General features: G+C 45.5%; 26 protein-coding genes and 1 pseudogene. 5 read left to right on the top strand and 22 right to left on the bottom strand.

The genetic code is table 11. The features are described from left to right. Window positions 1-108: 108 nt before the first annotated feature. Window positions 109-837, top strand: coding sequence for a hypothetical protein (locus DTOX_RS04595; RefSeq protein WP_015756559.1), 729 nt, complete (start codon window positions 109-111; stop codon window positions 835-837). 818 nt (window positions 838-1,655) lie between these two features. On the opposite strand, the gene DTOX_RS04580 is transcribed toward DTOX_RS04595, so the two are convergent. Further along, complete coding sequence (locus DTOX_RS04580) at window positions 1,656-3,113, bottom strand: IS200/IS605 family accessory protein TnpB-related protein (protein WP_015756558.1); 1,458 nt, start codon at window positions 3,111-3,113, stop codon at window positions 1,656-1,658. Further along, window positions 3,070-3,366, bottom strand: a complete 297-nt coding sequence (locus DTOX_RS22010) for a hypothetical protein (RefSeq protein WP_083773367.1) — start codon at window positions 3,364-3,366, stop codon at window positions 3,070-3,072. Before DTOX_RS22010 ends, DTOX_RS04580 begins: the two co-directional genes overlap by 44 nt. 1,206 nt (window positions 3,367-4,572) lie before the next feature. Between DTOX_RS22010 and DTOX_RS04570 the strand changes: the two genes are divergently transcribed. After that, on the top strand, window positions 4,573-5,127 hold the full coding sequence (locus tag DTOX_RS04570; protein ID WP_015756557.1) for a Uma2 family endonuclease: 555 nt from the start codon (window positions 4,573-4,575) through the stop codon (window positions 5,125-5,127). 215 nt (window positions 5,128-5,342) lie between these two features. After that, the gene (locus DTOX_RS04565; protein ID WP_015756556.1) at window positions 5,343-5,879 is read left to right on the top strand and encodes a hypothetical protein; all 537 of its coding nucleotides are present in this window, start codon (window positions 5,343-5,345) and stop codon (window positions 5,877-5,879) included. Between the two features lie 107 nt (window positions 5,880-5,986). On the opposite strand, the pseudogene DTOX_RS22005 reads toward DTOX_RS04565, so the two are convergent. Beyond that, a pseudogene (locus DTOX_RS22005) lies at window positions 5,987-6,281 on the bottom strand (ISAzo13-like element transposase-related protein); the annotation flags it as partial. Between the two features lie 531 nt (window positions 6,282-6,812). Between DTOX_RS22005 and DTOX_RS04560 the strand changes: the two are divergent. Together DTOX_RS04560 and DTOX_RS04555 are read left to right on the top strand one after the other, a co-directional pair. After that, complete coding sequence (locus tag DTOX_RS04560) at window positions 6,813-8,114, top strand: dicarboxylate/amino acid:cation symporter (RefSeq protein ID WP_015756555.1); 1,302 nt, start codon at window positions 6,813-6,815, stop codon at window positions 8,112-8,114. Next, on the top strand, window positions 8,104-9,066 hold the full coding sequence (locus tag DTOX_RS04555) for a substrate-binding periplasmic protein (RefSeq protein ID WP_015756554.1): 963 nt from the start codon (window positions 8,104-8,106) through the stop codon (window positions 9,064-9,066). The genes DTOX_RS04560 and DTOX_RS04555 overlap by 11 nt, the downstream gene beginning before the upstream one ends. A 312-nt stretch (window positions 9,067-9,378) precedes the next feature. Here the strand turns inward: DTOX_RS04555 and DTOX_RS04550 are convergent, their stop codons facing one another. From DTOX_RS04550 to DTOX_RS04475, 19 genes are all read right to left on the bottom strand, one after another. Beyond that, entirely contained in the window at window positions 9,379-9,630 is a 252-nt protein-coding gene (locus tag DTOX_RS04550) for a Nif11-like leader peptide family natural product precursor (protein ID WP_015756553.1), read from the bottom strand. A gap of 59 nt (window positions 9,631-9,689) precedes the next feature. After that, window positions 9,690-11,213 carry a nif11-like peptide radical SAM maturase gene (nlpM, locus tag DTOX_RS04545; protein WP_242652550.1) on the bottom strand — a complete coding sequence of 508 codons (1,524 nt, stop codon included), beginning with the start codon at window positions 11,211-11,213 and terminating at the stop codon, window positions 9,690-9,692. A 16-nt stretch (window positions 11,214-11,229) separates the two neighbouring features. Continuing rightward, window positions 11,230-12,591, bottom strand: coding sequence for a radical SAM/SPASM domain-containing protein (locus DTOX_RS04540; protein ID WP_015756551.1), 1,362 nt, complete (start codon window positions 12,589-12,591; stop codon window positions 11,230-11,232). Continuing rightward, window positions 12,557-13,423 carry a GNAT family N-acetyltransferase gene (locus DTOX_RS04535; RefSeq protein WP_015756550.1) on the bottom strand — a complete coding sequence of 289 codons (867 nt, stop codon included), beginning with the start codon at window positions 13,421-13,423 and terminating at the stop codon, window positions 12,557-12,559. Before DTOX_RS04535 ends, DTOX_RS04540 begins: the two co-directional genes overlap by 35 nt. 70 nt (window positions 13,424-13,493) lie before the next feature. Then, a complete protein-coding gene (locus DTOX_RS22000) occupies window positions 13,494-13,637 on the bottom strand; it encodes a hypothetical protein (protein WP_422698391.1) in 144 nt (47 codons plus the stop codon). Then, window positions 13,618-13,872: a Nif11-like leader peptide family natural product precursor gene (locus DTOX_RS04530; RefSeq protein WP_015756549.1), complete on the bottom strand. Its 255-nt coding sequence runs from the start codon at window positions 13,870-13,872 to the stop codon at window positions 13,618-13,620. The genes DTOX_RS22000 and DTOX_RS04530 overlap by 20 nt, the downstream gene beginning before the upstream one ends. A gap of 117 nt (window positions 13,873-13,989) precedes the next feature. Continuing rightward, window positions 13,990-14,097: a hypothetical protein gene (locus DTOX_RS25250; RefSeq protein WP_422698400.1), complete on the bottom strand. Its 108-nt coding sequence runs from the start codon at window positions 14,095-14,097 to the stop codon at window positions 13,990-13,992. A gap of 26 nt (window positions 14,098-14,123) precedes the next feature. Further along, window positions 14,124-16,850, bottom strand: coding sequence for an NHLP bacteriocin export ABC transporter permease/ATPase subunit (locus DTOX_RS04525; RefSeq protein WP_015756548.1), 2,727 nt, complete (start codon window positions 16,848-16,850; stop codon window positions 14,124-14,126). Between the two features lie 26 nt (window positions 16,851-16,876). Beyond that, window positions 16,877-19,042, bottom strand: a complete 2,166-nt coding sequence (locus DTOX_RS04520) for an NHLP family bacteriocin export ABC transporter peptidase/permease/ATPase subunit (protein WP_015756547.1) — start codon at window positions 19,040-19,042, stop codon at window positions 16,877-16,879. 87 nt (window positions 19,043-19,129) lie between these two features. Continuing rightward, window positions 19,130-20,524, bottom strand: a complete 1,395-nt coding sequence (locus DTOX_RS04515) for an NHLP bacteriocin system secretion protein (protein WP_015756546.1) — start codon at window positions 20,522-20,524, stop codon at window positions 19,130-19,132. A gap of 20 nt (window positions 20,525-20,544) precedes the next feature. Further along, on the bottom strand, window positions 20,545-21,687 hold the full coding sequence (locus DTOX_RS04510; protein WP_015756545.1) for an ABC transporter substrate-binding protein: 1,143 nt from the start codon (window positions 21,685-21,687) through the stop codon (window positions 20,545-20,547). Window positions 21,688-21,703: 16 nt separating this feature from the next. Further along, the gene (locus DTOX_RS22855; RefSeq protein WP_157862851.1) at window positions 21,704-21,871 is read right to left on the bottom strand and encodes a hypothetical protein; all 168 of its coding nucleotides are present in this window, start codon (window positions 21,869-21,871) and stop codon (window positions 21,704-21,706) included. Window position 21,872: 1 nt separating this feature from the next. Beyond that, window positions 21,873-22,415 (bottom strand): sigma-70 family RNA polymerase sigma factor, encoded by a 543-nt coding sequence (locus DTOX_RS04505; protein ID WP_015756543.1) that lies wholly within the window; start codon window positions 22,413-22,415, stop codon window positions 21,873-21,875. Window positions 22,416-22,440: 25 nt separating this feature from the next. After that, window positions 22,441-24,069: a xanthine dehydrogenase family protein molybdopterin-binding subunit gene (locus DTOX_RS04500; protein ID WP_015756542.1), complete on the bottom strand. Its 1,629-nt coding sequence runs from the start codon at window positions 24,067-24,069 to the stop codon at window positions 22,441-22,443. Next, a complete protein-coding gene (locus DTOX_RS04495; protein WP_015756541.1) occupies window positions 24,066-24,494 on the bottom strand; it encodes an ATP-binding protein in 429 nt (142 codons plus the stop codon). Before DTOX_RS04495 ends, DTOX_RS04500 begins: the two co-directional genes overlap by 4 nt. A gap of 1 nt (window position 24,495) precedes the next feature. Continuing rightward, window positions 24,496-24,831 carry an STAS domain-containing protein gene (locus DTOX_RS04490; protein ID WP_015756540.1) on the bottom strand — a complete coding sequence of 112 codons (336 nt, stop codon included), beginning with the start codon at window positions 24,829-24,831 and terminating at the stop codon, window positions 24,496-24,498. After that, a complete protein-coding gene (locus DTOX_RS04485) occupies window positions 24,819-25,319 on the bottom strand; it encodes an MFS transporter (RefSeq protein ID WP_015756539.1) in 501 nt (166 codons plus the stop codon). Before DTOX_RS04485 ends, DTOX_RS04490 begins: the two co-directional genes overlap by 13 nt. Next, complete coding sequence (locus DTOX_RS04480) at window positions 25,316-25,558, bottom strand: acyl carrier protein (protein WP_015756538.1); 243 nt, start codon at window positions 25,556-25,558, stop codon at window positions 25,316-25,318. Before DTOX_RS04480 ends, DTOX_RS04485 begins: the two co-directional genes overlap by 4 nt. A gap of 70 nt (window positions 25,559-25,628) precedes the next feature. Further along, window positions 25,629-26,513 carry a 4'-phosphopantetheinyl transferase family protein gene (locus DTOX_RS04475; protein ID WP_015756537.1) on the bottom strand — a complete coding sequence of 295 codons (885 nt, stop codon included), beginning with the start codon at window positions 26,511-26,513 and terminating at the stop codon, window positions 25,629-25,631. Between the last annotated feature and the right edge of the window lie 3 nt (window positions 26,514-26,516).

Here is a 26,516-nt window from a genome sequence, read left to right as displayed (position 1 = left end):
CATAAATTATTTGTTATAATACGATTCAAGTGAACATTTTCCTGACACATTTATATTTTATAATCATCTCATAGTAAGCCATACATAATTAAAAAGCGAGGTGTTGATATGTTAAACATGAGTAAGAAAAAAATTGCCGGTCTTCTTGTCGGTGGAATGCTCCTGGTCGGTTCAGTAGCCAATGCTTCTTTTGCAGACTCAGATACGCAAACTACAAAAGAACAGACTAAAGATCAATATTTCCAGGAGTTTGTCAGTGACTTTGCCAAAAACCTAAAAGTCGATGAGGATCAGGTAACACAGGCACTTGAAGCTACTAAGAAACAGATGCTCCAAAACGCAGTTCAACAAGGTAAGATTACCCAGGAACAGGCTGATAAAATTGCCGCAAAAAAAGATTTCTTTTTTATGGGTAATTTCGATCATGCTAAACGTTACAAAATCGATCTGACTCAAAACCCCAATTTCCTGAATGCCGCTGCTTCTGCCCTTGGAATTAATGCTGATGACCTTAAATCAAAGCTGCAATCAGGTACAAAGCTGGAGCAAATTATAACTGAGCAGGGCATGACTATGGAGGAATTTCGCCAGAAAATGCCTAAGATTAAAGGTGATATCACCCAAAACACTAATTTCCTCAATGCGGCAGCCTCTGCCCTTGAAATGACTGCTGATGAACTGAAATCAGAGTTGCAGTCAGGCAAAAAGATGGATCAAATAATTACTGAAAAGGGCAAAACCATGGAAGAATTCCGTCAGAAAATGCCTATTCAAAAACATATAAAAAAATATAACCCGGACAGCAATAGTACCGACAGCACTTCAACAAATAGCTGACATCCTAAATTCCTGACTTTAGAAGATTGATGGTTAATAAACCGCCGAATCGCTTGAAACACAAGCAATTCGGCGGTTTTAAAAATGTCCTGTTATTTCATGTTTATTGTCAAATCCAGTTTAGTGCATGAACGGAACTTAGTCAGTGTCATGTTTGTCTTTATCTGAGGAAGCTTGAGTATCTTTGCCAAATCCAAGTATGTCTGTGATACCTTCATCGGTGCTACTACATTGTTAGGATATTCTCCCTGAGTTAGGTAAAAAGGAGGTAAATGGTTTTTGTATTGGGACTAAATGGTAGTCATGGTGTAGGAAAGTTGGTAGTTAACTACCCCACCCTATCCTAATGATTAATAATAAAATTACCGGTAATAAAAGTATAAATATTCCTAAAATAAAACATATAAAAGAAATAGTATAATATTTTTTACTATTTTTCTTCTTTGATTTTAAGTAAAAACCTTTAATTAAAAAAGCTATGGCTATAAGTACAAATAAATATGGCAAATATACCATAATAGTATAAATAATTTTTTCGAAATTTCCCAACTTATTTTTACCTGGTTTCTAAAACCTACTAAAAACTACAAGTAGTTTTTTCACCCGTCCGACAAACGGATGGCAGTGTCACAGGATTCAACTGCTAGGCCATAGGCTCTCGCCTATGTTCCGGGTGGTCTCCTCTAAAAGAGTTCCCCGCCACTGCTTAAAGCGAGCGTACTAACCGGAGAAGGTGTTACCTCCGCCTGGGTTCTGACTTGCGGCAACAGCCTTTCGCTGCGTGTACTGTGCCGCCCGCAAAATTTATAGCAAAGGGATTAACCTATACCTAACACATTTTTCCGGTGAATCTGCCATGAAATCAGGCTATTCACCTTCTTCCTTTTCGTGATTTTTTTAATCTTGGCCAGCACAGACTTTTTAACTGCTGACCATTGTTTCCAATTTGCCATTTGTTTAAATTCAGGTTTCTTTTTAACCAGTTTATCAAGCAATATCTTGGGTATCTTCTCATGATCAAAGCCCAAGCCACGCCGGGCTATGACATAGCCTGCCGCTTCGTGAACAGCTATGCCGTACATGTGCTGGTATTTTAGGATGCCTATGACTGAAGTAAAAGCCGGTTTTACCTTTAATATCGGCACTCCCTCACGGGCAGCACTCCGGTCAACTGCTTTTAGAAACTTCGACCAGACAAAACTGTGACTCATTCGGTTAAACTTGGCCGTTACGGACTTGTCATTTTTAAACTTCAAGTCCTCTACCGCCAGGGCGTAACCTTTTTCTTTAGCCTGGAGGATCACTTTCTTAGCCATTTCGCAGGTTTGGTTATTTCTCCGGTTTGTTCTGGCATAAGTCCATTCGCCTTGACCAAGCCATTCACTGCCCCGGTATTGCCCCAGACAGTCTACCTGGGTTACGCCTAATCCGTCCGGGTTGGTGTCTACACCAAACGCACCCTTATGGTTATATGGCATCGGAACTTCTTCTTCAATACTCACATGGACGTAATATTTCCCGTCTCTGCGGAGGATTTCTACCTGATAGGCACTGCCTGTTTTAAGATAATCCAAAACCATTTGCCGGTAGTTGATACCATTAATCTTGCCGGTCTTTTTCGATGGCTTTTGAGCTAAATAGATCGGCACCGTTATGCGGTTATACCGAACGGATTTCCCTTTCTGTACCGGGTCGGCAGCTATATCAAGATAGATTTGGTCTTGGCCTTCGTATATGCGGGTATTTAGGTTGCCGCCTTTGGTTTTATCTCCCCGTGACAGATAACGGTTACTTCTGACTTCCTGCCACTCTTCTCTGGTAATATTGCCTTTGCAGCGTTCTTGAAAGAGCTTCTTTCCTCCGAATACAACAGGCGGAAAAGTATTGTTATCCAGGTGCTTTTGCCAGAAGGCCAGTTTACGCTGTTCCTTTTCTAACCGTTTTTGCAGTTTGGCAATCTTAGCCGGTGATTTAGCCTTGGCGATACGCTTTTCTGTAAATTCAACCTTTGTTTTGGTGTTTTCATAGTGCATCTGCACTAATTCATATTGGCTTTTGATTGTGGTCTGGGCATCATATACTGCATCGTTAGCCTGCCGGGAGTTAAGTCTGAACTTTCCTTGTACAGTTATACGAATGTCCTGTACTTTCCATCCGTCCAGCAGTCTTTTAAATGCCCAACGAACTGCGGCACAGTAACGATCCATGAGGTTATCAATGTATTCTTTCTGTTTAGGTGTCAGTTCCGGGATTATCCCCATCGCCGTTGTCTTCACTGGCAGTCACCTCGCTTTCAATGACCTTTGACAGCTTTTTTGCTACTCTGCCGCCACGTTTTCCATATATACGAGCAGAAAATGACGTTGTAACAGCAATTAAATCTTCTACCAACTCTTGCTGTTCATCGACGTCTTTTTTTTCTATTAGTATAATATGCCCGCCAAAGTCGCTAATGTATTTCTCTAAGTAGGCAGCCTCTGCCCTTGAAATGACTGCTGATGAACTGAAATCAGAGTTGCAGTCAGGCAAAAAGCTGGATCAAATAATTGCTGAAAAGGGCAAAACCATGGAAGAATTCCGTCAGAAAATGCCTGTTCAAGAACATATGAAAAAATATAATCCGGGCAGCAGTAGTACCGACAGTACTTCAACAGATTGGATACGCTATTACTTTAGTAGGCCAACTCCAAATTGAAAAATCCATTTTTATGCTATGTTAAAATGAGCCACTACTAAAGGCCTGATATACAAAGGCTTTCGTAATACCATCATTTGACATTACCTATTATATTACCGTGATTAATAGTTTCCGATGATAACTTTTATAAAGTTCTTGATTTCTATATCAGTAGACTATCTTAATAACCCATTTAAATCACAAAATCTCCCCTAAATAATAAAAGGAGAGAATGAATATTCAATGATTTATTTTTTTTGTAAATAAAAAGTCAGTCAGTCAAACGTACTCAATATACCCCAATATATAGATATGGCTTCCCTGGGGAAACTATTTATCTTCTGCGATTTTATTAGTCAATTGCAGCTTATATCATACTGTTTACCTTGTCAAGAGGATATTTTATTTTTTTGTATCTTTGACTTACCGAGGTAGAGATGGAGATGTTGTTATTTCTACTATTTCGGTACTGGTATATTTTTTATGTAGCGATGGCACGATTTTTGGTATACTCGAAACGTAGCGTATCCATTAGACGGCATACCTCTTTGAGGTTGCCGTTTTTTTTATTCTAAATTCCTGATTTTAGACTGACTTTCAACCAATAATTTTTGTCAGACCTCAAAACCTTGAAAATAAAGGCTTTAAAGACATCTGAAAGTCTACACTGCAAACGGCATTTTTGAAGTACAAATCCAGTAAAATCAAAGCTTTGAAGGCGATTTAAGGTTGAACATGAGATAAAAGAAAACCTGCGGAATAGTTTTGTAAATTTATTTTAGACAATAGGGTTATCTGGTTGTCTAACCATAATTACCAAACATGTAGATTCGGGTAAATCTACTGCTATTCGAACAACTATGCCTAACATAAATATTTCCCGCTACTGCTTCGTTTACTTGGCTTCTTCCGAATTGGTATCCGGGGAAAAGCCTGCTTTGCCAGATTAATGCACAGCCTTGTCGAGGTATGTCTGAGAATAAACGCCTGTTTACTTGTGCTGACAAGACAGACTGCAAATAGTATAATGTAAATATAATGAAAGGGGGTGAAGCCGGATGAGAGAGGGTTTGACTGTTTCAGATGATAAGGTTTACACAATAGAGGATTATTTAAAATTGGACGATGGCAATCGGTATGAATTGATTGGAGGAAAGTTGTTAATGGTCCCATCTCCTGTTGTTAAGCATCAACGTATATTATATAAACTTAGCCAAAAAATATCTAAATTTGTAGATAAGAATTGTTTAGGTGAGGTTTTCATTGCCCCTTTAGATGTTTATTTAGGGAGTCAAACGGTACAGCCGGACATTTTTTTCATCTCCAGAGAACGGTTGGAAATTGTAGAGGAATATGTTCAAGGTGCTCCTGATTTGATTGTAGAAATATTATCCCCAGCTACCATGAGTCGTGACCGAAAGAAAAAACGCAAATTATATTTCGACAGTGGTGTGAAAGAATACTGGATGGTTGCTACCGATGACAGACTAGTGGAAGTGCTTATAGCCGGAGAAAAGGAATGGCGTTGGGGTGGTATATTTGATTGTGAAGACGTTCTAACCACATCACTAATGCCGGGATTGGAGATAAAACTGCAAGATGTTTTTATATAGACGTGGTAACTATTCAGGCACCTAATTTTTATCAACACAAATAAGGAGACGGAGTCCCCTAACCCACGGCAGGACTAAAAACCTCATATTATAGTAGTATTCAACCTGTGGCAGCATCATACAACGGGTGGACCAACCTCATTGATGACCTGAATACAAACCGCAAAGCAAGCGATTTGTTCAGTAAGCCATAAGATGGATGGATGGATGTTATCATGAAAAAACACTCACTGCTTATCGTACTTGCAATCATATGTTTAATATCTATATCTATAAATGTTTTATCAGTTGTAAATTATAATAATGCAAAAAAATCATTTTTATACGATACCTACAGTCATTTGGCGAATATTTCAAAGCTTTTAGATAATATGGCATATTCCATTTCAAATGATGATGTAATGATAAATTATAATTTGTCTACTTTGGAAAGAGAGTGTATTCAACTTGATGACTCAATTCGTGGATTAAGTGCGCTTTCTCCACATAATATAACATCTTATAAATTCGAGAACTTCAATAAAATGATCTCAAGTGCTATAACGGCAAATTATAATAGTCCTGAAAAAGCAATAAATGATATTACACAGCATAAAGAGAGAATACAAGAACTGATTAGAAAGCTATCTCCCAAAGAAGAGATTAGCGACAATGAATATGGTGAGCTCTCTTTAACCCCTAATTATTCGTTAAGTGTTAAGCAGATCATCAATTCAATCAATGACACATTAGCAAATGTGCCCCCAAGCTAATTAGAGCCCTAAGTTTTGGTTTCTTTGGAGCGCACTTTTACCGCAGCACTCCACACCATCCATTTATGAAACTTAGGGCTTGCATATTTTAAACTACGATATTAACATTAAATGGTATTTAAGAGATTAATTATATAATTATAATCATTATGGAACCTATATCTTTTTATGTTTATTTTTTGCCATCTCTTCATCCGATATCTTTTTTCCTCTTTCATAGACATTAGTGTTCAATGCACTTTTTACAGTTAAACCGCTTTTTGTTTTTGTTGATGCAATCAGGTTTACAATTGTTTCATAGTTTACTAGTGGTCTATGCCGCCAGTTCTGACTGATGAATGAAAATAGTTGGTGTTCAATTTAATTCCATTTACTGGTTTCAGGTAAGAAATGCCATACTGTAAATACAACACATTTACCTCAAACCTTAGACTGTCCCTCTGAGGGGTTTGAGACTGTTCTGCTATGTAATCATCCAAAAAACAAAACACGCAAATGGGTGCCCAATCCCATTCGCTATTTGAAAGGAGTAAATTATTATCACACGGTAGAATGTCTGAAAAACTCCGTATGATAATTATAAAAAATTAACATCATGCCAGGGTAAAAGCTTTTAAGACTTAAAACCAAACAAAAAGACCATGAAAATTTCTTGCTTCAGCAAGACAAACCTTCATGGTCTTTTTATTTTGAAATATTTCTGACCGTTTTTTGTATTATTTGAAAATTCATAGCGATATCATGAAATTTAGATACAGTAATATTGACGAAAATTTTACTAAAAGTCGTGTAATGAAAACCCTGCCGCAACGTATTAATATTCATAAAGTGCTTTGTCATACTGTGATTAATATTTACAGATTCCGTCAAACTCAGGTAAACTTGATCATAGGTTGCTGAAAAAAGTAATTAGAAAAGGATATGGTTAAAGTTATGGCAGGAAAAAGGCTTGAGATATTACTAAACCCACGAGTAATTATTCTGGGCATAGTAACTGGTGTAATCCTGGGTATATATTTTAAGAGCTTTGTTTTTTACATAGAACCCATAGGAAAAATCTATCTTTCATTGCTCCAAATGAGCGTTATTCCCATAATGGTTTCAGCTATAGTTGTCAGTATAGGCAAACTTATGAAATTAAAGGATGCAAATGTTTTTTTAAGAAAAATATGTGCAGTATTAATTGTATTTTTATTTTCCGTATCTATTATTGGAATATTTGTTGGAATTTCTTCAAAATTTTCAGTCGGTGTAAACAGTAAGGTTAAAACAACAATAGGTAAGGTAGTTATTGGAAGTAAGGATACAGCAATAAAAGAAATTGACTCCAGGTTTAATACAAAGATAGATGAGAAAAAAGAAGGAGAAATCGTAAGATTCATAATAAATTTAGTTCCTAAGAATATATTTACAGCTTTAACCCAGGGAGATAATCTAAAAATAATATTTTTCTTCATAATTTTAGGGATAATGCTGAAATATATCCCCGAAAACTCCAGTAATAATTTGATACTTTTGTTTGAAGGTTTTTTTGAAGCCTTTCAAAAAGTTGTAAGTATTTTAATGTATTTGTTACCTTTTAGCTTATGCTCATTAATTGCGTCCCAGGTAGCTAATATGGGGTTTTCAGCTCTGGCTCCTTTTATCAAACTCATAGTTTTGATCTATATAGCTTCAATAGCTATTTGTTTTATCAGTCTACTGATAGTCTCCAGATATGCGGGATTTAATTATTGTCAAGTGTTCATAGGTCTAAAGGATGCAATGATTATAGCTCTGGGTACACGTAACAGTTTTGCTGCCATACCTTCTATGCTTAATGGACTTCATGAGCAGCTTAATCTGGACAAAGACAAATTGAATTTAGTAGTTCCGTTGGGAATAACCTTGTGCAGATATGGCAGCGTTTTGGTATTTTCCTTAACAGCTGTTTTTGCAATGTACCTATATAGTCATCCTATAACCATCGGAAATATTATAATTACTTTTGCAAGCTCAATATTAGCGGCCATGGCAACAGTGGGGTTACCCGGTTTGCTGGTCTACAGCATGATAACTATTGTGCTCACCCCTTTAGGAATTCCGGCTGCGGTAATTGTCCCAGTATTGATAACTCTGGATTCAATTATAGATCCCGTGTTAACCCTGTTAAATGTATGTTTAAGTTCTGCAGTTGCATCGATCATTGCAAGCGACAATTCCATGAAGACCAGAGGTGAGAAATGTGGAGCGTAAAAATGTACCAATATATTTGTTCATCATAATGTTGGTATTACTATTTATATCAAAATTGCCCGGCACTCAAACCTTTTCAACAGAGCAAAAAAACACCGGCAATGCACAAGCAGTACCGGCGGCGGCAGAAAAGAATCAGGATAATTCCACAACCACTGTCCAAGCACCTGCAGTTAGTTTGAACGATAAGAATGTTTCCCCTGATATACAGAAAATCTTATCCAGGGGCAAACTAATCGTCGGCCTTTATTGCAATGACCAGCCGCCTTTTTTTATGCTCAACCCCCAGGGTAAACTCTATGGCATGGATATTGCTCTGGCTAAAGACATAGCGGCCAAACTAGGTGTGGCATTGGAATTTAACAGAAGTGCAAGAACATTTAATGAGTTAACAGAAATGGTGGCAAGAGGGGATGTAGACACAGCTATATCTGTGCTCAGCAGAACCCTTGACAGGGCTAAATTAATTAGTTTCACTAAACCATATGTTGTTTTACATCAGGCATTGCTGGTTAACAGAGTGGAAGCTGCTAAAAAGGGCATAGAAGACTACCCGATGGACTACTTAAAAAAAGAAGATGTTAAAATCGGAGTTAAGGCAAAAACATCATATGTGGAATTTGCCAGAGAATTATTCCCTAAAGCACATATTTTAGAATACAAGGAATGGGAAGATGTTGTGGCTGCTCTTCTCAAAGGAGAAGTTATCGCAGCGGTAAACGATGAGAACGAAATAACCCAACTAATTAACAAAAGGCCGAATATTTCCTTGTATGCCTGCGTTTATATTCTTAAGGATAAGAAGGACTATATTTGCATGGGCGTTTCGCAGCAAAATACACATTTACTGGACTGGCTTAATACATACCTGGATAATTACGATATAAATATGAATGTCAAGTCGATCATGGAAGAATATCCGGAAATATATAAGCAAAATCCTGCAAAATAATTAAAATAGTTGACCACCTTGGAAAGAAAGAAAAGACTAAGCTGCGGAAGAGGTTATATCCTCTATACTGCACTCGGTAAGAAAACGACAGTTTTCTTACCGCTAAGTGCAGTTTATACTTGCTTCCTTGGAAAATTTATTCCCGTTGCAAGTATAGCATAACTTAGTCGCACTTGCTCCCATCCTTCTGTTTCCCCCGATCTTCGCGGGGTCTGCCAGACGATGCGCAGATATATTTAGTAATAACCCGCATTGACTAAAGAGTACTCACTCTCATAGAACAAACTGCCGGAATTTTGAACATTCCCATTACTAAATATCATATCCACACTGATTTTCGCTCTCACAAGTATAACCGCAGCATTTACCGCCTGCCACCTGTTCCAGCTCATCGTCCGTCAGTTCCGAAGAAGCCTGCTCCATTTCCTCTCCGGTAAAGTCGTACCCCAGTCCCTGAGCCCACTGCCGCCGCTCTTCCCTGGTCTGGAAAGACGCCGCCTGCTCCCAAAGGTCATTTTCATTTTTTACCCGCTTGATGAATTCACGCGCATGCTCGATTGACATTGTTTTCCCTCCTTCCATTTTTAAATTTCAACCTGGAATAGCTTCAACTGTCCCAATGGTTAAAAATCCAGGGGACACGGAGGCCGGGCAACCACGTTGTTCTGATAGAGAAACTCCCTGTCTTCAGCGGTCAGCTGGCCGGCCGCGTCAAGCAGTGTCTCCATCATCTGCCCGAACTGCCGGCAATATGTCGGGTCGGGCCGGAAAGGCCCGCTGGCGGACGCAATGTTGGTGTACGTGCAGCCGCCGCCGCACACGTACTTGAGCCAGCACTGCCGACACTCCTCACTTTTGGTAACCGGGCTCTCATGGAACAAGCCCCGGGGCGGGTCTTCCTCCCCGCTGACGCTGCCCAACAGGTATTCCTTCATGCCCACGAAACGGTGGCATGGATACAGGCTGCCGTCCACGTCCACCGCTAAATAGTTGCGCCCCACGCCGCAAAAAAACAGCCGGCGGACTATGAACGGCACGCTGCCGATGGATGTGAGGCGGGACAAGTCCCGGTCCTTCAAGCGATAAGCGGCCTCCGCCGGGTCGTGCCGCTTCACCGCCGCCACAAACGCCGCCGCCTCCCGCCGCAAATCGGCCGCCCGCTCCCGGTCCCGGCGGAAAAGCGCTTTTTCCTCCGGCACGCCGGTCAGCAGGCAGCCGGAAGCCGGGACCAGATGACAGCTTTGAAATCCGATTTCCTTCATCGCCGCCAGGACCTCTCCCGGTTCCGTCCCCCCATACAAGGTGGCCCGGCCGCAGGCCAAGGGAAAAGCGGACAGCAGCTGTTTTATCCGCGGCGCCACCTCCGCATAGGAAGGCCTGCCGTCTTTGAAAGGCCGCTGCTTGTCCTGAGCCGCCGGCGTCCCATCGAAACTGATCACGACTTCAAACTGGTTGGCCCGCAGAAAATCAATCGCCGCCTCGTCGGCCAACGAAGCGTTAGTGGTGATGCTAAATGTAAATGTCTTGCCGTTTTGCTCACCAGTCTGTTTGGCATACTCCACTGTCCACCGGATAAGCGGCAGATTGAGCAGAGGTTCGCCGCCGAAAAAAGATAAATTCAGCTTCCGGTTACCACCGCTGTGGCGGATCAGCCAGTCGACACTCCGGCAAGAGGTTTCCACCGTCATAAGCCCGCCGCCGCCGTATCTTCCAGCGTCGCCATAGCAATACACACAGGCCATATTGCATTCCTGGGCCACCATAAGACAAAGGCTGCTAGTGCGGGCGGCGTCAGTGGACAGCCACCCGGCCACCGCCCGGCTGTCCCTTTCCAGCCGGGCGGCGGCCGGGTCCGGGCATGTTTTCCCCTGGTCCCCCACCAGCAGGCCCATTTTTACCAGCGCACTGCGCACGTCGTCCTCCGGTTGGACCCGGGGATCGCCTTCCCACGCGGAAAGAAAGGCAACCGTCCTGTCATCCAACCGTTTACAGCAAAAGCGGTCGGCATTTACCGCGTAAATCCGCCCTTCTACCTCAAAGCGATGGTACGGCATCAGTTGCAGCTTGCTTTTTTCCACAGTGCCAGCTGCGCATTGCAACATGACATTCATCCCCTCCTGTTGCATTTCCTTGCCGGAAATCAGCATCACGCCAGGCAACCGGTCACGCTTTTACCGCCAGCCGGCCCGGCAAAACGCCGGTCTCCTGCAAGAACGCTTTATCCTCGTCTGAGCATTCGGCAATCACCCGGACGGCTGTTTCGATTCTGGCCCGCCGCAGGCGGCAAGTGTTCGGGTTGACCCGGAAAATTGAACCGGTACCACCCAAGTGTTCCACAATGCAGGCGCCGCCGCAGAAATAACGCGCCCAACAGGACCGGCAATCCTCGCTGTGGATCAAAAGGCTTTTTTGGTGCAGTTCTCCCTGGAAACCGTCCTCAGCAACCGAACCCACCCTGTATTCCGGCAAGGCCAGGAAGCGCGGGCATGGATACAAATCGCCGTTAACCGCCACCGCCAACAGCTGCCTGCCGGTGCCGCAGGAAAACCAACGCCGCCGGACCGTGCCTGCCCAGTCCGCATGGAACATTTGCCTTAATCCCTCCATGAACGCGCCATCCACGGCGATCCGCCGCAATCCGGCCGCATCCCGGTCCCGGACAGCGGTTAGAAAACGTTCGCCCTGGCGGCGCAAATGGGCCGCCAACTGGCCGGAAGATGCCGCTTCGTCATTTTTTTTCCCTTCCGGCAATAACGAACTGGACACTTTTTCAATGCGGCACTGCCGGAAACCTAGCTGCCGGGCTGTTTGAAGCACCTCGTCAAGATCGGCGCCGGCATAGAGTGTGGGGCGGAGCGTGGCGTCCGGGCAGCGCGCCAGCAGTTTCCGGATTTTTTCAGCAATAAGATGGAAAGAGCCCCCGCCGCCTTTCAGCGGCCGGTTGCGGTCTTGTACGGCAGGCGGCCCGTCAAAACTGACGGTAACCTCGACTTGCCGCTCAGCTAGAAAATCAATGACAGGGTCGGTCAGCAGCAGGCCGTTGGTCATGATGCCGTAGCGCACCCGCTTGTCGGCGGCTGCCGCTTGCCGTTCGGCGTAGACGGCAATTTTTTGCATCAGCGAAAATTTAAGCAAGGGCTCACCGCCAAAAAATCCGATATTAACCGTTTTCGAACCTGCCGAGTTCCGGATCAGCCAGTCGACAGACCGGCACGACACTGCCTCGGACATCTGGTTTTCCCGGATATCAGGAATTTCTCCCTGGCAGCAATACCGGCAGGCCATGTTGCAGGCATAGGTCAGCATCAATACCAGAGTGTCCGGCGGCGCAAACAGGAACCGCTTCCGTCCGCAAGGTTCCAGCGGGACCCCCAGCCGGCTCAGGACCGGTTCAGCCGGCCCGCCCAGCCTTACCACCGCCGCCGTCTCCGGATCGATCCCGGCAAACCGCATGTATTCCGTGCTGACCGCGTAATTGGAGCCATCAACCTCAAACAGATGAAGACGAGGATCGATTTGGCCCATATTTACACACCTCTCTCCTTTCTTCCACTGCCGCCGGCCGCGGCCCCGCCAGAAAGCGCCGCGCAGCCGGACTGGCCGCTGCCACGTCCAGCAGCGTGAAGAAGTCATAGGAATTAAATTCGCTGTCGCAGTAAGGTTCGCCGCAAATCCAGCCACCGCTGCGCAGATAGACCTGCAGGATGGGAGGTATGAGCCTTTTCACCGCGTCTCCGGCCGACCGGCCGACCGCAAGCTTGAGCTGAACGGCGGGAACAGCTCCGGAGGACAGCGGGTGGACGCGCAGATGATCAGGCGATAAATGGCGGGCCTGGAAATACTGATACAGCGGGGCCAATTCATGGGATATGCGGGCCGGCACGCAGGAACAGCCAAACATGTACCGGATTTCAGCCTGCCGCAGGTAGGCTGCCATACCCCGCCATAATAAGGTAAATACCGCGCCGCTGCGGTACCCGCGAGCCACACAGGCCCGGCCTATTTCCAGTTTACGGCCCGCCAGGTGCAAAACCGCGCTCATTTCAAATTCCTGCCGGGCGTAGTAATCGCCTGTCTCTGACGGATTGAGCCGGTAAGTGGCCACCACTTGCCCCGTATCCCCCGCTTGTACGATCATATGGTCGCATTGCGGGTCAAAACGGTCAATGTCAAGGCCCGACGGCAAAGGGGCACCCAACAGTTCCCTCCGGAACACTTCGTGGCGAAGCCGCAGCGCCTGTTCTATTTCCGACCCGGTTTCAGCCGTTTTCACAATATACAGGTTGGTTTTAAATTTTACGTTCCACCGCGGTCGGACAGCCTTTGCCCATAGACCGTCAGTTGTATCCGGAACCATTTGCTTTTTTCTCCTTTTCGCTCACGGCGGTTTAAAATCACTGCTACCATCCAGCCAAAAACCAACAACTTCATAAACCACACCTACCGACAGCGACCTCATCCAATTGTTCATCAGTCAACTCGTCTATATTAACCGGCAGTACCCAATAGACCACTTTGGCCGATTCCTCAACGACTTGAACATTCCCATTACTAAGGAATATCATATCCACACTGATATTCACTCTCACAAGTATAACCGCAGCATTTACCGCCTGCCACCTGTTCCAGCTCATCGTCCGTCAGTTCCGAAGAAGCCTGCTCCATTTCCTCTCCGGTAAAATCGTACCCCAGTCCCTGAGCCCACTGCCGCCGCTCTTCCCTGGTCTGGAAAGATGCCGCCTGTTCCCAAAGGTCCTTTTCATTTTTTACCCGCTTGATGAACTCACGCGCATGCTCAATTGACATTGTTTTTCCTCCCTTAATCATCAAAAGTAAGCCAACCCATCACAGAACCTCCCAGGTAGCTTCAAATGTTAATACGTTATTTGCGCCCTTTCATTACACATTTTTTAAAAAAATTCATCAGGGTACGAAACAATAAGCGGAAAACTTCCTAAATTCATTTTGCCAATCCTTTTCATTATATTGCAGAGGGTTTACCGCCTGCCATTTGTACCTGTAAGATTGAATTCTATCCCGGTTATTGTACCCCTTCCTCAGGCAAGCTGCCTTTTGGCCAACTCTGCAAAGGCACCGCCACGCTCCATTAAATGTTCATAACTGCCGTTTTCAATTACTTTGCCTTTATCCAGCACGATAATCCTGTCGCATTTGATAACAGTGCTCAGCCGGTGGGCAATTACTACCCGCGTCGCCCTAAGCCGGTCAAGGCTTTCACTGACGATAGACTGGCTCCGGTTGTCCAGGGCACTGGTAGCTTCATCAAAATATATTATTTTAGGCCTGTTGACAATGGCCCGGGCAATCAGCAGTCTTTGCCTCTGTCCTCCCGACAGCGTGGCTACTCCCTCACTGACCACCGTGTGCATCCCCATGGGCATCGCCTTGATATCCTGTTCCAGCCCGGCCATTCTGACTGCTTCCCAGACATCATCCATGGTTAAGTAAATATTGGCCCCTACAATATTGGTGAAAATATCTCCCGACATCAATTGCCCGTTTTGCAGGACTACTCCCAGTTGCCTGCGCACGGAGCGGATGTCTAAATTATCAAGAGCCTGGCCGTTATAAAACACCTGACCCGATTCCGGCTTCTCAAAACCCAGCAGAATGCGGAACAAAGTTGATTTGCCGCTGCCTGAGGTTCCCACAATACCTATGTATTCTCCTGCTTGAATTTGCAAGGAAACGTTGTCTATAACCAGCGGCGCTTCTTGCTTATAGCGAAAGGAAACATGGCTGACTTCAATGGCACCGGTCAATTCCCCGGGGTCACTCTTTGAATCGTCATATTCCGGCAGTGCCTGCAAAATCGGCTTTACCTTTTCATACAGGGGGATAATCTCGTTTATTGAACTAAATGATTGGAATAAGGCAACAGTTGCGGTTATAAAGCTGGTTAAGGCTGAATTAAAAGCAACAAAATTACCCGCCCCCATGGTATTGTGTTCAACCCCAACAAGAAAATAGAAAATAACGATTGAAGTGATAATTGGAAAAACCGAATCAAAGACAGCCAATCGGTTGACCAATATCCTGCTTTTAAAGATAATATTTCTCAGGCCGGTGAATTGCCTTGACCACAAATAAAAAGCTCTTTTTTCCGCACCGGCAACCCGGAGTTTGGCCACACTGCCTATTAATTGTAAAACCAGGCCGGCAATTTTGTTGGAAATATCAACGCCTTGCCGACGGCAGCGTATCTGGCTGAATTGAAAAATTGCATCCACAACCACAGCCATCACTATCAGAACGGTGGCTACTCCTGCCAGCCGGAAGTTGTAATAAAACAACAGCCCGAAGTTAAAAACAGAAAACAGACTGGAGATAATGGTAGTAATAACAACCCCGGATAACAGTTTCCGTATTTGGCTTATGCCCATGGCCCGCATAGCCAGTTCTCCGGAGGTATACTCTTTAAAAAAGGGTACAGGCAGGCTGAGCAGCCTGTCCCAGACGGCTGCTTGAACAGCTCCGTCCATTCTCCCCTCCAGCCGCAGCATGGCAAGCGAGCGGGTTAATTGAAACAAGAACCCGGCCAGAGCGCCGGCAACAAGAACAAAGGCAATTTGCAGCAGTTGTGCTTTATCTCCGCCGGGAATAATGGTATCGAAAACAATGCCTGTAGCTATGGGAATAACCATGCCCAGCAGTCCGCCGAGCAACCCCATCAGCAGCACCGTTGCCAGATCGCGTTTCCAGCAGTTTTCCAGCCCAAAAGTCAAAATATCACGCAAGGACAACGCTTTATTTGGAAACGGGCGATAAAAGGCAACTGCAAAAGGCTTTACCCGGGCAGCAATTTGTTCATCTACCGTCATAATGGTTTTGCCGGCCGGATCGTGCAGCCGATATTGTGACGGGGATAGTGGAAGCAAGGCCACCGGCCGGTTGTCCTCTTCCAGATAAGCCAGCAGGGGACCATTGTCCTGCTTGTACCACTCTCCTTTTAAAGCTACCTGACGGGTTCGTATATGCGACGCATTGGCAATATTGCCAAGCAAATCTTTCGCTGCCATCCTTTCTCCGGTCCGGGAGGGAGAAATAATCTCAATTTTCATCGCCCTGCCCACCAGCCGGCAGGCTGCCAGCAGGGAATCATCTTTAACATCATCTTCCAACACGTCTCCGGCCTGTCCCGGATCCGCAACAGACAGTATGCCCTTAAGCGCATTATCAAAGAAAAGCCGGTTATTTTCCTCTTTTTCCTTAAAACGCTGCTTTTCAGCCTGCTTCTGCTTTTGGCGACGGTCAATGATTGTTTGCATGGCCAGACTGTGAAATTGATCCAAGGTAATAAGCCCGTCGCCGAAGGTCGAATGTTTAACCCAGATCACTTCTTCTGTGGCAGGGAGAATCTTGATCTCAAGCATTTCTCCGGCTGCAGTGTCTTGGACCAGAGCATTTACCCAATCGCCAAGCAAGCGGGCGGGCATAGCCTTGTCAGCAGACCGCTTCGTCAATTGGTTAAAGCTTGCCAGATCGATCTGCAGCAGTCGGGTTCCCGGCAAACCTGTCAACAGCAAAGCCGTCTGTTCCTCACCTGCCGGCTTAACGCCAAAAATGACTCCCCTTTCTGCCACCTCAGATAAAAAACTTCTCTTGCCCAAATTAATACCTTCTGTAATCCGAACAGAAAAAGCAACTGCCTTCCCTTGCTCAACCATCCACACCTTGCCCGGATCGGTTATCAGTAAAGGATTATTCCCCTCCAGTACAATCCTTGTCCCTTTTGCAAAAAAATAGTCCGGATTTATTTTCATCACACCCACCAACATTTCTTGTTAACTTAAATTGCCTTGATCAGTTCAGCATAATGGCCATCGACATCTTTCATTTCATCATGAGTGCCGCGCTGCACTATTTTGCCTTTTTCCAAAACGATAATCTCATCACAGTCCCGGATAGTGCTTAAACGGTGGGCAACAATAAGGCAGGTACAACCGCGACGGCGAATTCTCTCATCCACTGTTTTTTCCGTCAGCGGATCCAGGGCGCTGGTGGCCTCATCCAGAATCAAAATTGAGGGATTGCCGGCCAATGCCCTGGCAATCTCCAGCCTCTGCCTCTGCCCACCGCTGAAATTGTTTCCCCCCTCAGCCAGCAGTTGATCATAGCCCCCTGCTTTAGAGGTGATATCATCATGAATGCAGGCGTCCTTTGCCGCCCGGATCAAGTCAAATTCAGACACCGTCTTGTCCCACAAGGTAAGGTTATCGCGAATCGTCCCTTGAAACAAAAAGATATCCTGATCCACCAGCGACAGTGAATTATTTAAAATCGAACGAGGTATATATTCCCTCGGATTTTCATCAAATAAAATTTCCCCGGACCACGGCTTACAAATTCCGGAGACTAATTTTGCGATAGTGGATTTGCCGCTCCCCGACCCGCCAACCAATGCTACCCTGTAGCCCGGGGACAGTTTTAAACTGAAATTTTCAATTAGCGGAGGCTCCAGGCGGCTATAACCAAAGGTCAAATTACGCAGTTCGATATATCCTTCCAGCTTTTCAGGAAAATCCTTGCTGCCGTCATCCGGCAGGTCTTCTTTCGTCTGCTCATCAAGGGGGTATTGCATAACATCGTCCAACCGGTTCATATCCCCTTCTACTTCTTGCAACCGGCTGCCCAGGGAAACCAGTCCGTTTACCGGCTCCAAAAAGCTGCTCATCAGACTTTGGAAAGCAACCAGCGCCCCGATGGTCAACTCTCCTCTGAAAATTAGAAGGCCGCCTAAAACCAAAACCACGGTATTGGTCAAGGTAGTCAGAAAGGTTGGGATAGCCGATAAAAATTGAGTGGAAACACCCAACTCCTGCTCTGCGTTTAAGGTTTTGGCCTGGTATCCCGACCACTTGGCAAAAAAGTCGGATTCTGCTCCGGAAGCCTTTATGGTTTCAATAATCTGCAGGCCGGACATGGCGGTACCTCTAAGCTTGCCCCGATCCTGCAGCAGCTTGCGGTTTGTATCCACCCGGCGGCGAGAAACATATTTCAAATAGGAAATATTGGCAACAGCAGCCGCGATGCCGACCAGCGATAACCAAAGGTTGTACTGAAGCATAATAACAAAATAAAATACAGTCATTACCAGATTCAGGGCATTTGTCGCCAACTGGCCCGACAGGAGCTGGGCCACCGTGTCGTTGCTCTGTACCCGCATACTAATGTCTCCGGCAGAACGCTGGGTAAAAAACTCCACCGGCAAGCAAAGCACATGCCATAGAAACTGGGCGGAAGTACTCAAGGCTATTTTGGTTTCCAGCCTTAAAAGATAATACTGCTGAAGCCCGGTAAGAAAGCCCCGCAGGATGGCAGTAATTGCCATACCCAGCAACAGGGGAACCAGCCAGTTCCCTTTCCCGCCCAGCAATATATCGTCAATAAATATTTTAGTAAAAACAGGAATAACCAGGCCCGGAATGACCAGAGCCAGACCCACCAAAATAACGTAAGTCAAGGCTGCTTCCGATCCTTTGAGCCGCTTTTTTAAAGCAGCCGCTATATTAGGCTTGTTACCGGTTTTTTCAAAATCAGGCTCCGGTTCAAAGGTCAACACAATGCCGGTAAAAGACTGGTCGAACTCTTCCTTGGGCACTGACCTTGGTCCGCTGCCGGGGTCATTCAGATAAAAAAGTTCTTTGTCGAAACCTTCCAGAACTACAAAGTGATTGAAGTTCCAGTGAATAATCACCGGCAGTTTCATATCCTTTAAGAATTCCGTTTCTTTACGGAAGCCCTTTGCCACCATCCCGTAATTCCTGGCTGCTTTCAAAATGTTGCTGGCCTTACTGCCGTCACGGGAAACCCCGCAGGCAATCCTGATCTCTTCCAGGGGCAAATATTTACCGTAATAGGCCAGGATCATGGCCAGGGAGGCCGCTCCGCATTCCACCGCCTCCATTTGCAGCACAGTAGGAACCTTGGCCCGTTTCATATATTTTCTTCCCATTTGCCATCCCCCGTTGCAATAACTAATAAATGGTAACTATTCAGCAGAATAGTGGATGTGAATGTGGCAGCCCACGAAAGTGACGCTTTAGTATATGGAAAGAACTCTTTTAAGCGTGGGTATAACCATGCCGATGGGATGCTCTTTATTGATGGTCACTGAACCTTCGCAAAGTATGCCGCTATTGATTTTTTGCGGAGGGCCACCGGTAGATGTCCACTTGAACCCGCTTACAGTGGAGGCATCCACAGTTATGTCCACATGCATTTCCAGGGATGCACCTTCCCCCGCCAGCTTGGTCACCAGCCCTTCATTCCCCAGGGTATGCATCATATCCTGGCTGGTGGCCGGATATTCGGAAATCGAAGTCACTCTGCCTAGTATATAGCCGTATTGTTCCTTTTTCACTGTACTGGGGGAAATCAACGCCTCCATCCCCGGTAGAATTTTTTTTCCTTCCTCAGCCGATACATACAGCACTGCTTCCTGTTTGATGGTGCTGCCCTCGCGATCCATGCTAACGAGACACGTCCCAGACTGAACAATATCTCCCCTATTTACCTTTATTTCGACCACCCGGCCGTCCACCTGCGCCGCTATTTCAGAGGAAGTGATCAATTTATTCTGTAATTTTTTTACTTCATCTTCTGCTTCAGCAATTCTAGTCGCCTTTGTAGTGGCGAATTGCTCTTTTAGCATCTGCAAAGATAGCTGAGCTTGCTCCAGATTTTGTCTATACTTAATAATCGTGTCCTGCCACTGTCCGGCTGTCAGCTTACTTAAGTTTTGCTCGGCTGACTGTACCAGCATACGCTGCAAGTCATAATCCCTTTTAGCGTTTTCATAGTCGTTTTTAGAAACAGCGCCACTCTGGTACAGAGAGGTCATTTTATCCAAATAACTTTTTTTACCCTGCTCACTAACCCGGGCTTGTTCCAAACTATTATCCGCCATTTGTATATCATAGGACAGACCCGATATGGCATTTTCATAATCAACCTCTGCGTTTATAAGGGCTGCTTTAGCTTCCGTTATCTTTTGGGTTAGACTGAACAAATCAGCCAATTCCGACCCTATGTTTTTATCATTACCTTCTTTTATGCCGTTCTCGTCCAGTTTTTTTAACTGCTCCAGTTCTATTTTTAAATCATTAATTTGCTCTGCCAACTGAGGATGATTTATTCTCGCCACTACTTCCCCTTTATTAACATGGTCTCCCACCACAACCCGAATATCGGAAATTTGGCCGGAATCGCCGCTAACTATGTTGTAGATGCCAAAACTATTGGCTATAACTCCTTGCCCGTATACTTTCGTAGGGATACTCCCGAAAACACCCCACAGAACAGACGTTAGAAGGATGCACGCAATTGCCAGCAGCGCAAACCAGGACCTGGTCGTTGTCACCGTGATTAACCGGTCCAATTGTTCGGGGGATGAAAGCCTGTCCAGCGCCACCTTGCGGAACAAACCCTGTGTCATGAAGCAAGCACCTCTTTGAGTTAATGGATATAAACAAATTGTTCGTTTTTAAGCGTTTTCAGCACAACCAGTTTGCCAATGTCGTCTCCGTTGTCAGCAAAGGTGTGAATGCCGGCCACACCGGATACGTCCTTGAATGTCCGCAATTTTTGTGCAACTGCGGAAGGGCTCGCTGAACCGGTTTCTTTAACAGCCTTCGCCAGCAGGTTGACAGCATCATAACCCTGGGCTGCATATTGAGTCGGCATTTTACCGTATTTGCTGTAAAAATTATTGATAAAAGACTTTACTGCTTGCCTGGGATCCTGGGGATTAAAAATTGTCCCAATCACTGTACCTTCCGCCGCATTGCCGGCAATCCGGTAAAGCTGCGGCGTATCCATGGCGTCACCGGCAAAAACCGGCACGGATATGCCTAGCTTTGCCGTATCGGCAATAAACTGTGCTCCGTCAGGCATATATTGCGCCATAAAAACACCGTCATAATCAAGTGCTTTCCATGTCGCACTGATTCTGTCCAGATCTCTTAGATCGGCGTAGTAGGAAAACCGGTCAACTATCTCAATCCCGGCTTTTCGTGCATAATCCTCAAAAGAATTGGCCAAACCAATTCCGTAAGAATCATCAGCATAATAAATCACCATATGCCGGTGGCCCAGCCCGGCGGCATATAAGGCCAACTGCCTGGCAATCTCATTATCACTGGGAATATCTCTGAAAATATATTTATATCCTTTTTTAGTAAGTTCAGGGGCCGTAGATGTGGGAGAAAGCATAACGATACCGGCTTTCTCATAAATATATGAAGCAGCAATGGAAATATAAGAAAACCTATGACCAATCACAGCCGTCAGGTTGGGAACTTTCGTAAAAGACTGGGCAACGTTCATCCCGCCGGTAACAGTTCCTTTATCGTCCTTCTCAACCAGGAGTACCTTATGGCCGTTTATCCCTCCCCCTGCATTTATCTGATCGACAGCCAATTCGACACCTTCTTTAAACAGCTCGTTTTGAGAGGAAAAAGGCCAGGCTGCACCAATAACAATGTCCCCCCGCTCTTTTTTATTCGAGTACCCTGTATGCAAGACAAATATAACAATGAGCAAAACACCTGTCAGCAGAATACCTATTCCCCAAATTTTTGCCCAATGACCCTTTGACATGGCAACATATCCTCCGCTATGAATGTCGAATAAATACAAAAATGTCTAAATATAATATAATAAATTGCAATATAATACCTATTAATGCATTCCCACCGGCTGCGGCATCCAATTCATCATCGTTAAGTGCAATTTCACCATTACAGAAGCGTTCGGCCAATTCTATGTTATCCATATCTCGCAAATCATTCCTTCACAACTAAGTTGGATCTCATCCTTTGCAATGCCCTGTAAATAATAACAGCTACATTGCTTCTCGTCAGCCCGGTGATTTCAGAGATCTCTTTGTTATTAAGCCCAAATGCAAATTTAAGGCTAATAATGTTCCGCTGCCGATCATTAAGACATGACAGTGCCTGAAAAAGTTCTTCCCGTCTTTCGTTGCAAATGGCTGCTTCCTCCGGCCCGTGACCGGCACATGCCACCCCGTCCACCAGTTCAAGGGAAATAAAACGGCAACGGCTCAAGCTGCGAAGGTAGTCCGTCAGTGTATTATTGGCAATAGTATAAAGCCATGTGGCAAAGGTTGCCCGTTCCGGTTTATAATTTTTGATATTTTTCAAAGTCAGTTCAAAAACCTTGCTGGTTAAATCTTCAGCTTCGTCCAGATTACCAATACGGTAACATATGTACTTATATATGCGGTATAAATAATAATCATAAACCCCGGCAAAATCAACCGGATCGTAATCAGCACTCAAATCCGACGTCTTTTCAACACTCCCCATATAGCCCTCCTTATAACTTATGAAGCTATATAATACGTCCCGACAGAAGTCTGGCAGCACCGATAACTGCATTCCCAAAGGTAAATGTTGTGCGGCTGGCAGATGATGAGCCGGAAGGCAAAGCTTTTTGGGTATCCGGCAAAACCATTTTCAGCCGGTCAAAGCCCTGGCCTAAAATATCCCCTGCTATTTGCAGATAAGTTGTGGCATTGCCCTGTCCCATATCCGCCACACCCACATAAATGATAAAACAGCCCTCTGGGTCAAGCTCGATTTTGGCATTGGCATTGTCAGGAATTACAGGCCCAAATCCCTGAGCATGGTGCATAGCTGACAAACCGACACCACGCCGCGTAAAAGGCGGCGCACTGTTTATCCAATTTTGGCGATCTTTCCACTCAGGGCAGGCAGCTACTGTTTCCAGACAGGCAGTTAATCCGACGGATTGGGTCATAATCACCCCGGCTGAATTTCTCTCCCCCTGTTTAACTGCATTTACCAACCGGAATATAAGCGGGTCAAACCCGGCGACTTTAGCCAATTCGTCCATCGCCTGCTCAATTCCCGCTGTGGTTTGTGGAACGCCAAAACCACGGAAAGCGCCGGCCGGAACGTTATTTGTATATACCGCCTTGCCCTCAATAATAACATTGGGAATACGGTAAGGACCTCCGGCATGTTCCATCCCCAATGTCAATACTTCCCCTCCCAGTGACGCATAGGCTCCGGTGTCCATCAAAACATCGCAACAAAGAGCCGAAAGCTTGCCTTGCGTATCACAACCCAGTTCTACGCAAATCTCAGCTGCGTGTCTTTTTGTCCCCGTTGCAATGCTCTCTTCCCTTGATAACTGTATTTTTACCGGTCTTCCGTTGGAGTTTAACGCTGCCAGTGCCAAATAGGCTTGTACAGATACTCCGTCCTTGCGGCCAAAGCCACCACCCAGAAAGGGTGCTATAACACGTATGCGATCCGGTGGTATCCCCAATGCATGTGACAGTTCTAGCCGGTCCCGGAAAGGACTCTGGGTGGATGCAGTGATAACCATATTACCGTCATCCTCAATCCAGGCCACACCGCATTCGGTTTCCAGGCAGGCATGCTCCTGGCATCCCAGTTGCAATTCAACCCTCACCTTGTGCGCACAGTCCCCAAGTGCCTCTTTGGCATTGCCTGTTTCAAGCTTCCCTGCCAAAAGGATATTTCCGTTTTGCCAGTCGGCATGGACTTTTACACTGTTTTCTAATAGAGCAGCTTGGGGACAAAATAAAGGAGTCAGCGGCTCATACTCCACCTCAATTTGAGCAAGCGCTTCCTCCAGAACTTCTTTGTTTTCCGCAACAGCCAACACTACGGCATCCCCGATGAAACGCACAACATTTCGGGCCAGTACAGGCTGGTCCTTCACAATAATGCCCAGTTGATTGGAACCCGCTATATCCCGGTGAGTCAACACAGCAACAACACCCGGTATTCTTTTTGCCTTCGAGGAATCAATCTGTAAAACCCGCGCATGTGGATAGGGTGATCTCTTGATGCCTATGACAAGGAAATCTTCCGGATAATAGTCTGCCGCATATTTTTCTCTTCCCGCTGCCTTGTCTTCCGCATCCAACCTTGGTATTGACCGCCCGACTTTTAAAGGCTCATTCATTTCTCATCCACCCCAAAAGCAATTTTTATTCTCAACACATTCTTATTACCCACTCTCTCATAGGCAATTTCATCCACAAATTTACGTATAAGAAATACACCCAGCCCCCCCACCGGTCTTTCCTCTACGCCCAACGATACATCCGGTTGGGCAAGCTCGACAGGATTAAAGGGTTTGCCTTCATCCGATATGGTAACCGTTAAATGCCCGGCACTGCCGGCAACTCTTATTTCCAGGGTTCCTGCTCTATCCGGATAAGCATAATTGCAAACATTCGTCACAGCTTCCTCAGCCACCAACCGGAGTTTTAAGATGCCTGTTCCAGACAAACCGGCTTCCTTTGCATTTGCTGTAATGAACTCCAGGGCGGCAGGAATTTGCTCTTGTTGAGCAGCGAAAGACTTTTCTCTATTACTCTCATCCATCTTATTTAGCCTGGCTTTTAGCCGCGGCAACACTTTCAAATACAGGTATAACACTGTCAAATCCGGACACTTCAAATACTTCCTTGACAAAATCAGTAAGAGCGCACAATGCAAGTTTTCGTCCACCGGCACGCAGCTTTTTAGTAACTGCCAGTATACTCCGCAGACCAATACTGCTTATATAATCCAGTTTTGCAAGATCAAAAATCATATCCGCTTTATGATTCTCCAGCAGCGCTGCTATCTTTTGGTCAAATTCGCTTGCCGAAACAGTGTCCAAGCGCCCTATGACTTCTAATATACAAAACCCGTCTTCATTCCTTTCTATAATTTGCATAATATATCCCCCCCTGGAAACCTATATTTTGGAATGACCAGAAAACCGAAATTGACAATTAACACAGCAATTCCGTTGAAAATTAAAAGCTGCTGCAGTGAAAACATATTCAACAGGAAACCGTTGAGTATAAAGGTCAGCGGAAACCCTAAAAAAACCAGCAGATAGAGCAGCGGCAGAGACAACCAGTCAAACATGCACAGGATAAACAGAACAGAAATGAAGAAAAACCTGGCTCCATCAGCAATAAGCATACATTTTTTTCTGTTCATCCTGTCTGCCAGCGTGCCGGCCATAGGGCCAAACAACACTACCGGCAGAATGCTTGACGCCATCAAAATCCCCAACAGCACTCCTGAATTTTCCCCTTGCGATAAAACCCACCAGGCAAGGGCGATAGTATAAAACTTATCGCCCACTGCCGAAATAGACCTGCCCAGGAAATACTTTCTAAAATCCGAACATGCTATCAGAGGATGATTCTTCATTGTTTTACTTCATTTAAGATGTAATTGGCAAAGTCATGCAGAGTCTTGAGCTTGATAAAATCATCCATACGGATTGTACAGTCGTATTTTTCCTCGACTGCCGCGATAATTATTGAGATATCAAGTGAATCAAGGTTAATTTGTGAAACATTGAAATCATAATTGATGCTTTTGGCCCTATCTCCCAATTGATTTTTAACAATTAACATCAATTCTTCAAGAACTGTTTGTCTGTTCATACAGAACTCCTCCTTTTATTTTTAAACTTGGCTTCTACCATGTTACAGGTTTCCTGATTTCTCCGGCGTTTCAAAATGCCGTTCCCAGATAATCATGCCAATCCTGCACAATGACGGCTTCCGGTAATCCCCCGTGAGCGGCACAGACAGCCATCTTGTAGCGATAGTCTATTCCGTATCGTTTAAAAAACCAGCCGCCCGGCATATCCTCCGTTTCAAGCCTTACATTTCCGCCTTCGTCGATCCTGATGGAAAAGGAATCAAGCGGTCTGGCAAACCCTTCCCCCCGGGCCTTGATATAACTCTCCTTCAACGTCCACAGTGAAAAAAAATAGTGCAGCCGTTCCGCTTCGTTCTTCGCCATCAGGTCACCGTACTCGGCCGGTAAAAAAAATTTACGCGCGATATTGTATTCCACCGGCCGGATCATCTCAATGTCGATGCCAACCGGCGCGTTGTCAGTGACACATACCACCCATTCCCCGGAGTGGGAAAGATTAAAGTGAAAATCACCAATACCCACCAGGAAAGGCTTGCCATAGGAGTTGGCACCAAAGGATATTTCTTTGCCGGACAGCCCCAGGCTTTCCAGTATGATTTGCCTGAGCATCAGTTCCGCCAGCACAGACCGCCGGGCGTCTTCTTTGCTGACAAACTTCCTGATTCGTTCCTGCCTTTCAGGAGTCAGGCGGGAAGCTATCCGGTCAAGGTCAAAATCGCTAACACCGGCCGTTAATTTAGCCGCATATACTCTCATCTCCCACCTCATCTCGGTATACTCCAAGCCGCTGCGCGTATAGGGGCTTTTCGTCTCTTTTCCAAGGGCAGCTTTTGCATCAGCAAACCGCCGGTCCCGAACCAGCGGGGCGCCAATCCCCCCAAGAAGAAGCTCCGGGTCTGCAGGCCATCCACACCAGTAATAAAAAATTGTGTTTACATAATTTCCGGCGAACACGAG

The sequence above is a fragment of the Desulfofarcimen acetoxidans DSM 771 genome, from assembly GCF_000024205.1.
Lineage (GTDB): Bacteria > Bacillota > Desulfotomaculia > Desulfotomaculales > Desulfofarciminaceae > Desulfofarcimen > Desulfofarcimen acetoxidans.
Note: the sequence above shows the minus strand (reverse complement) of the source record. Positions and strands in the feature narration are given on the sequence as shown.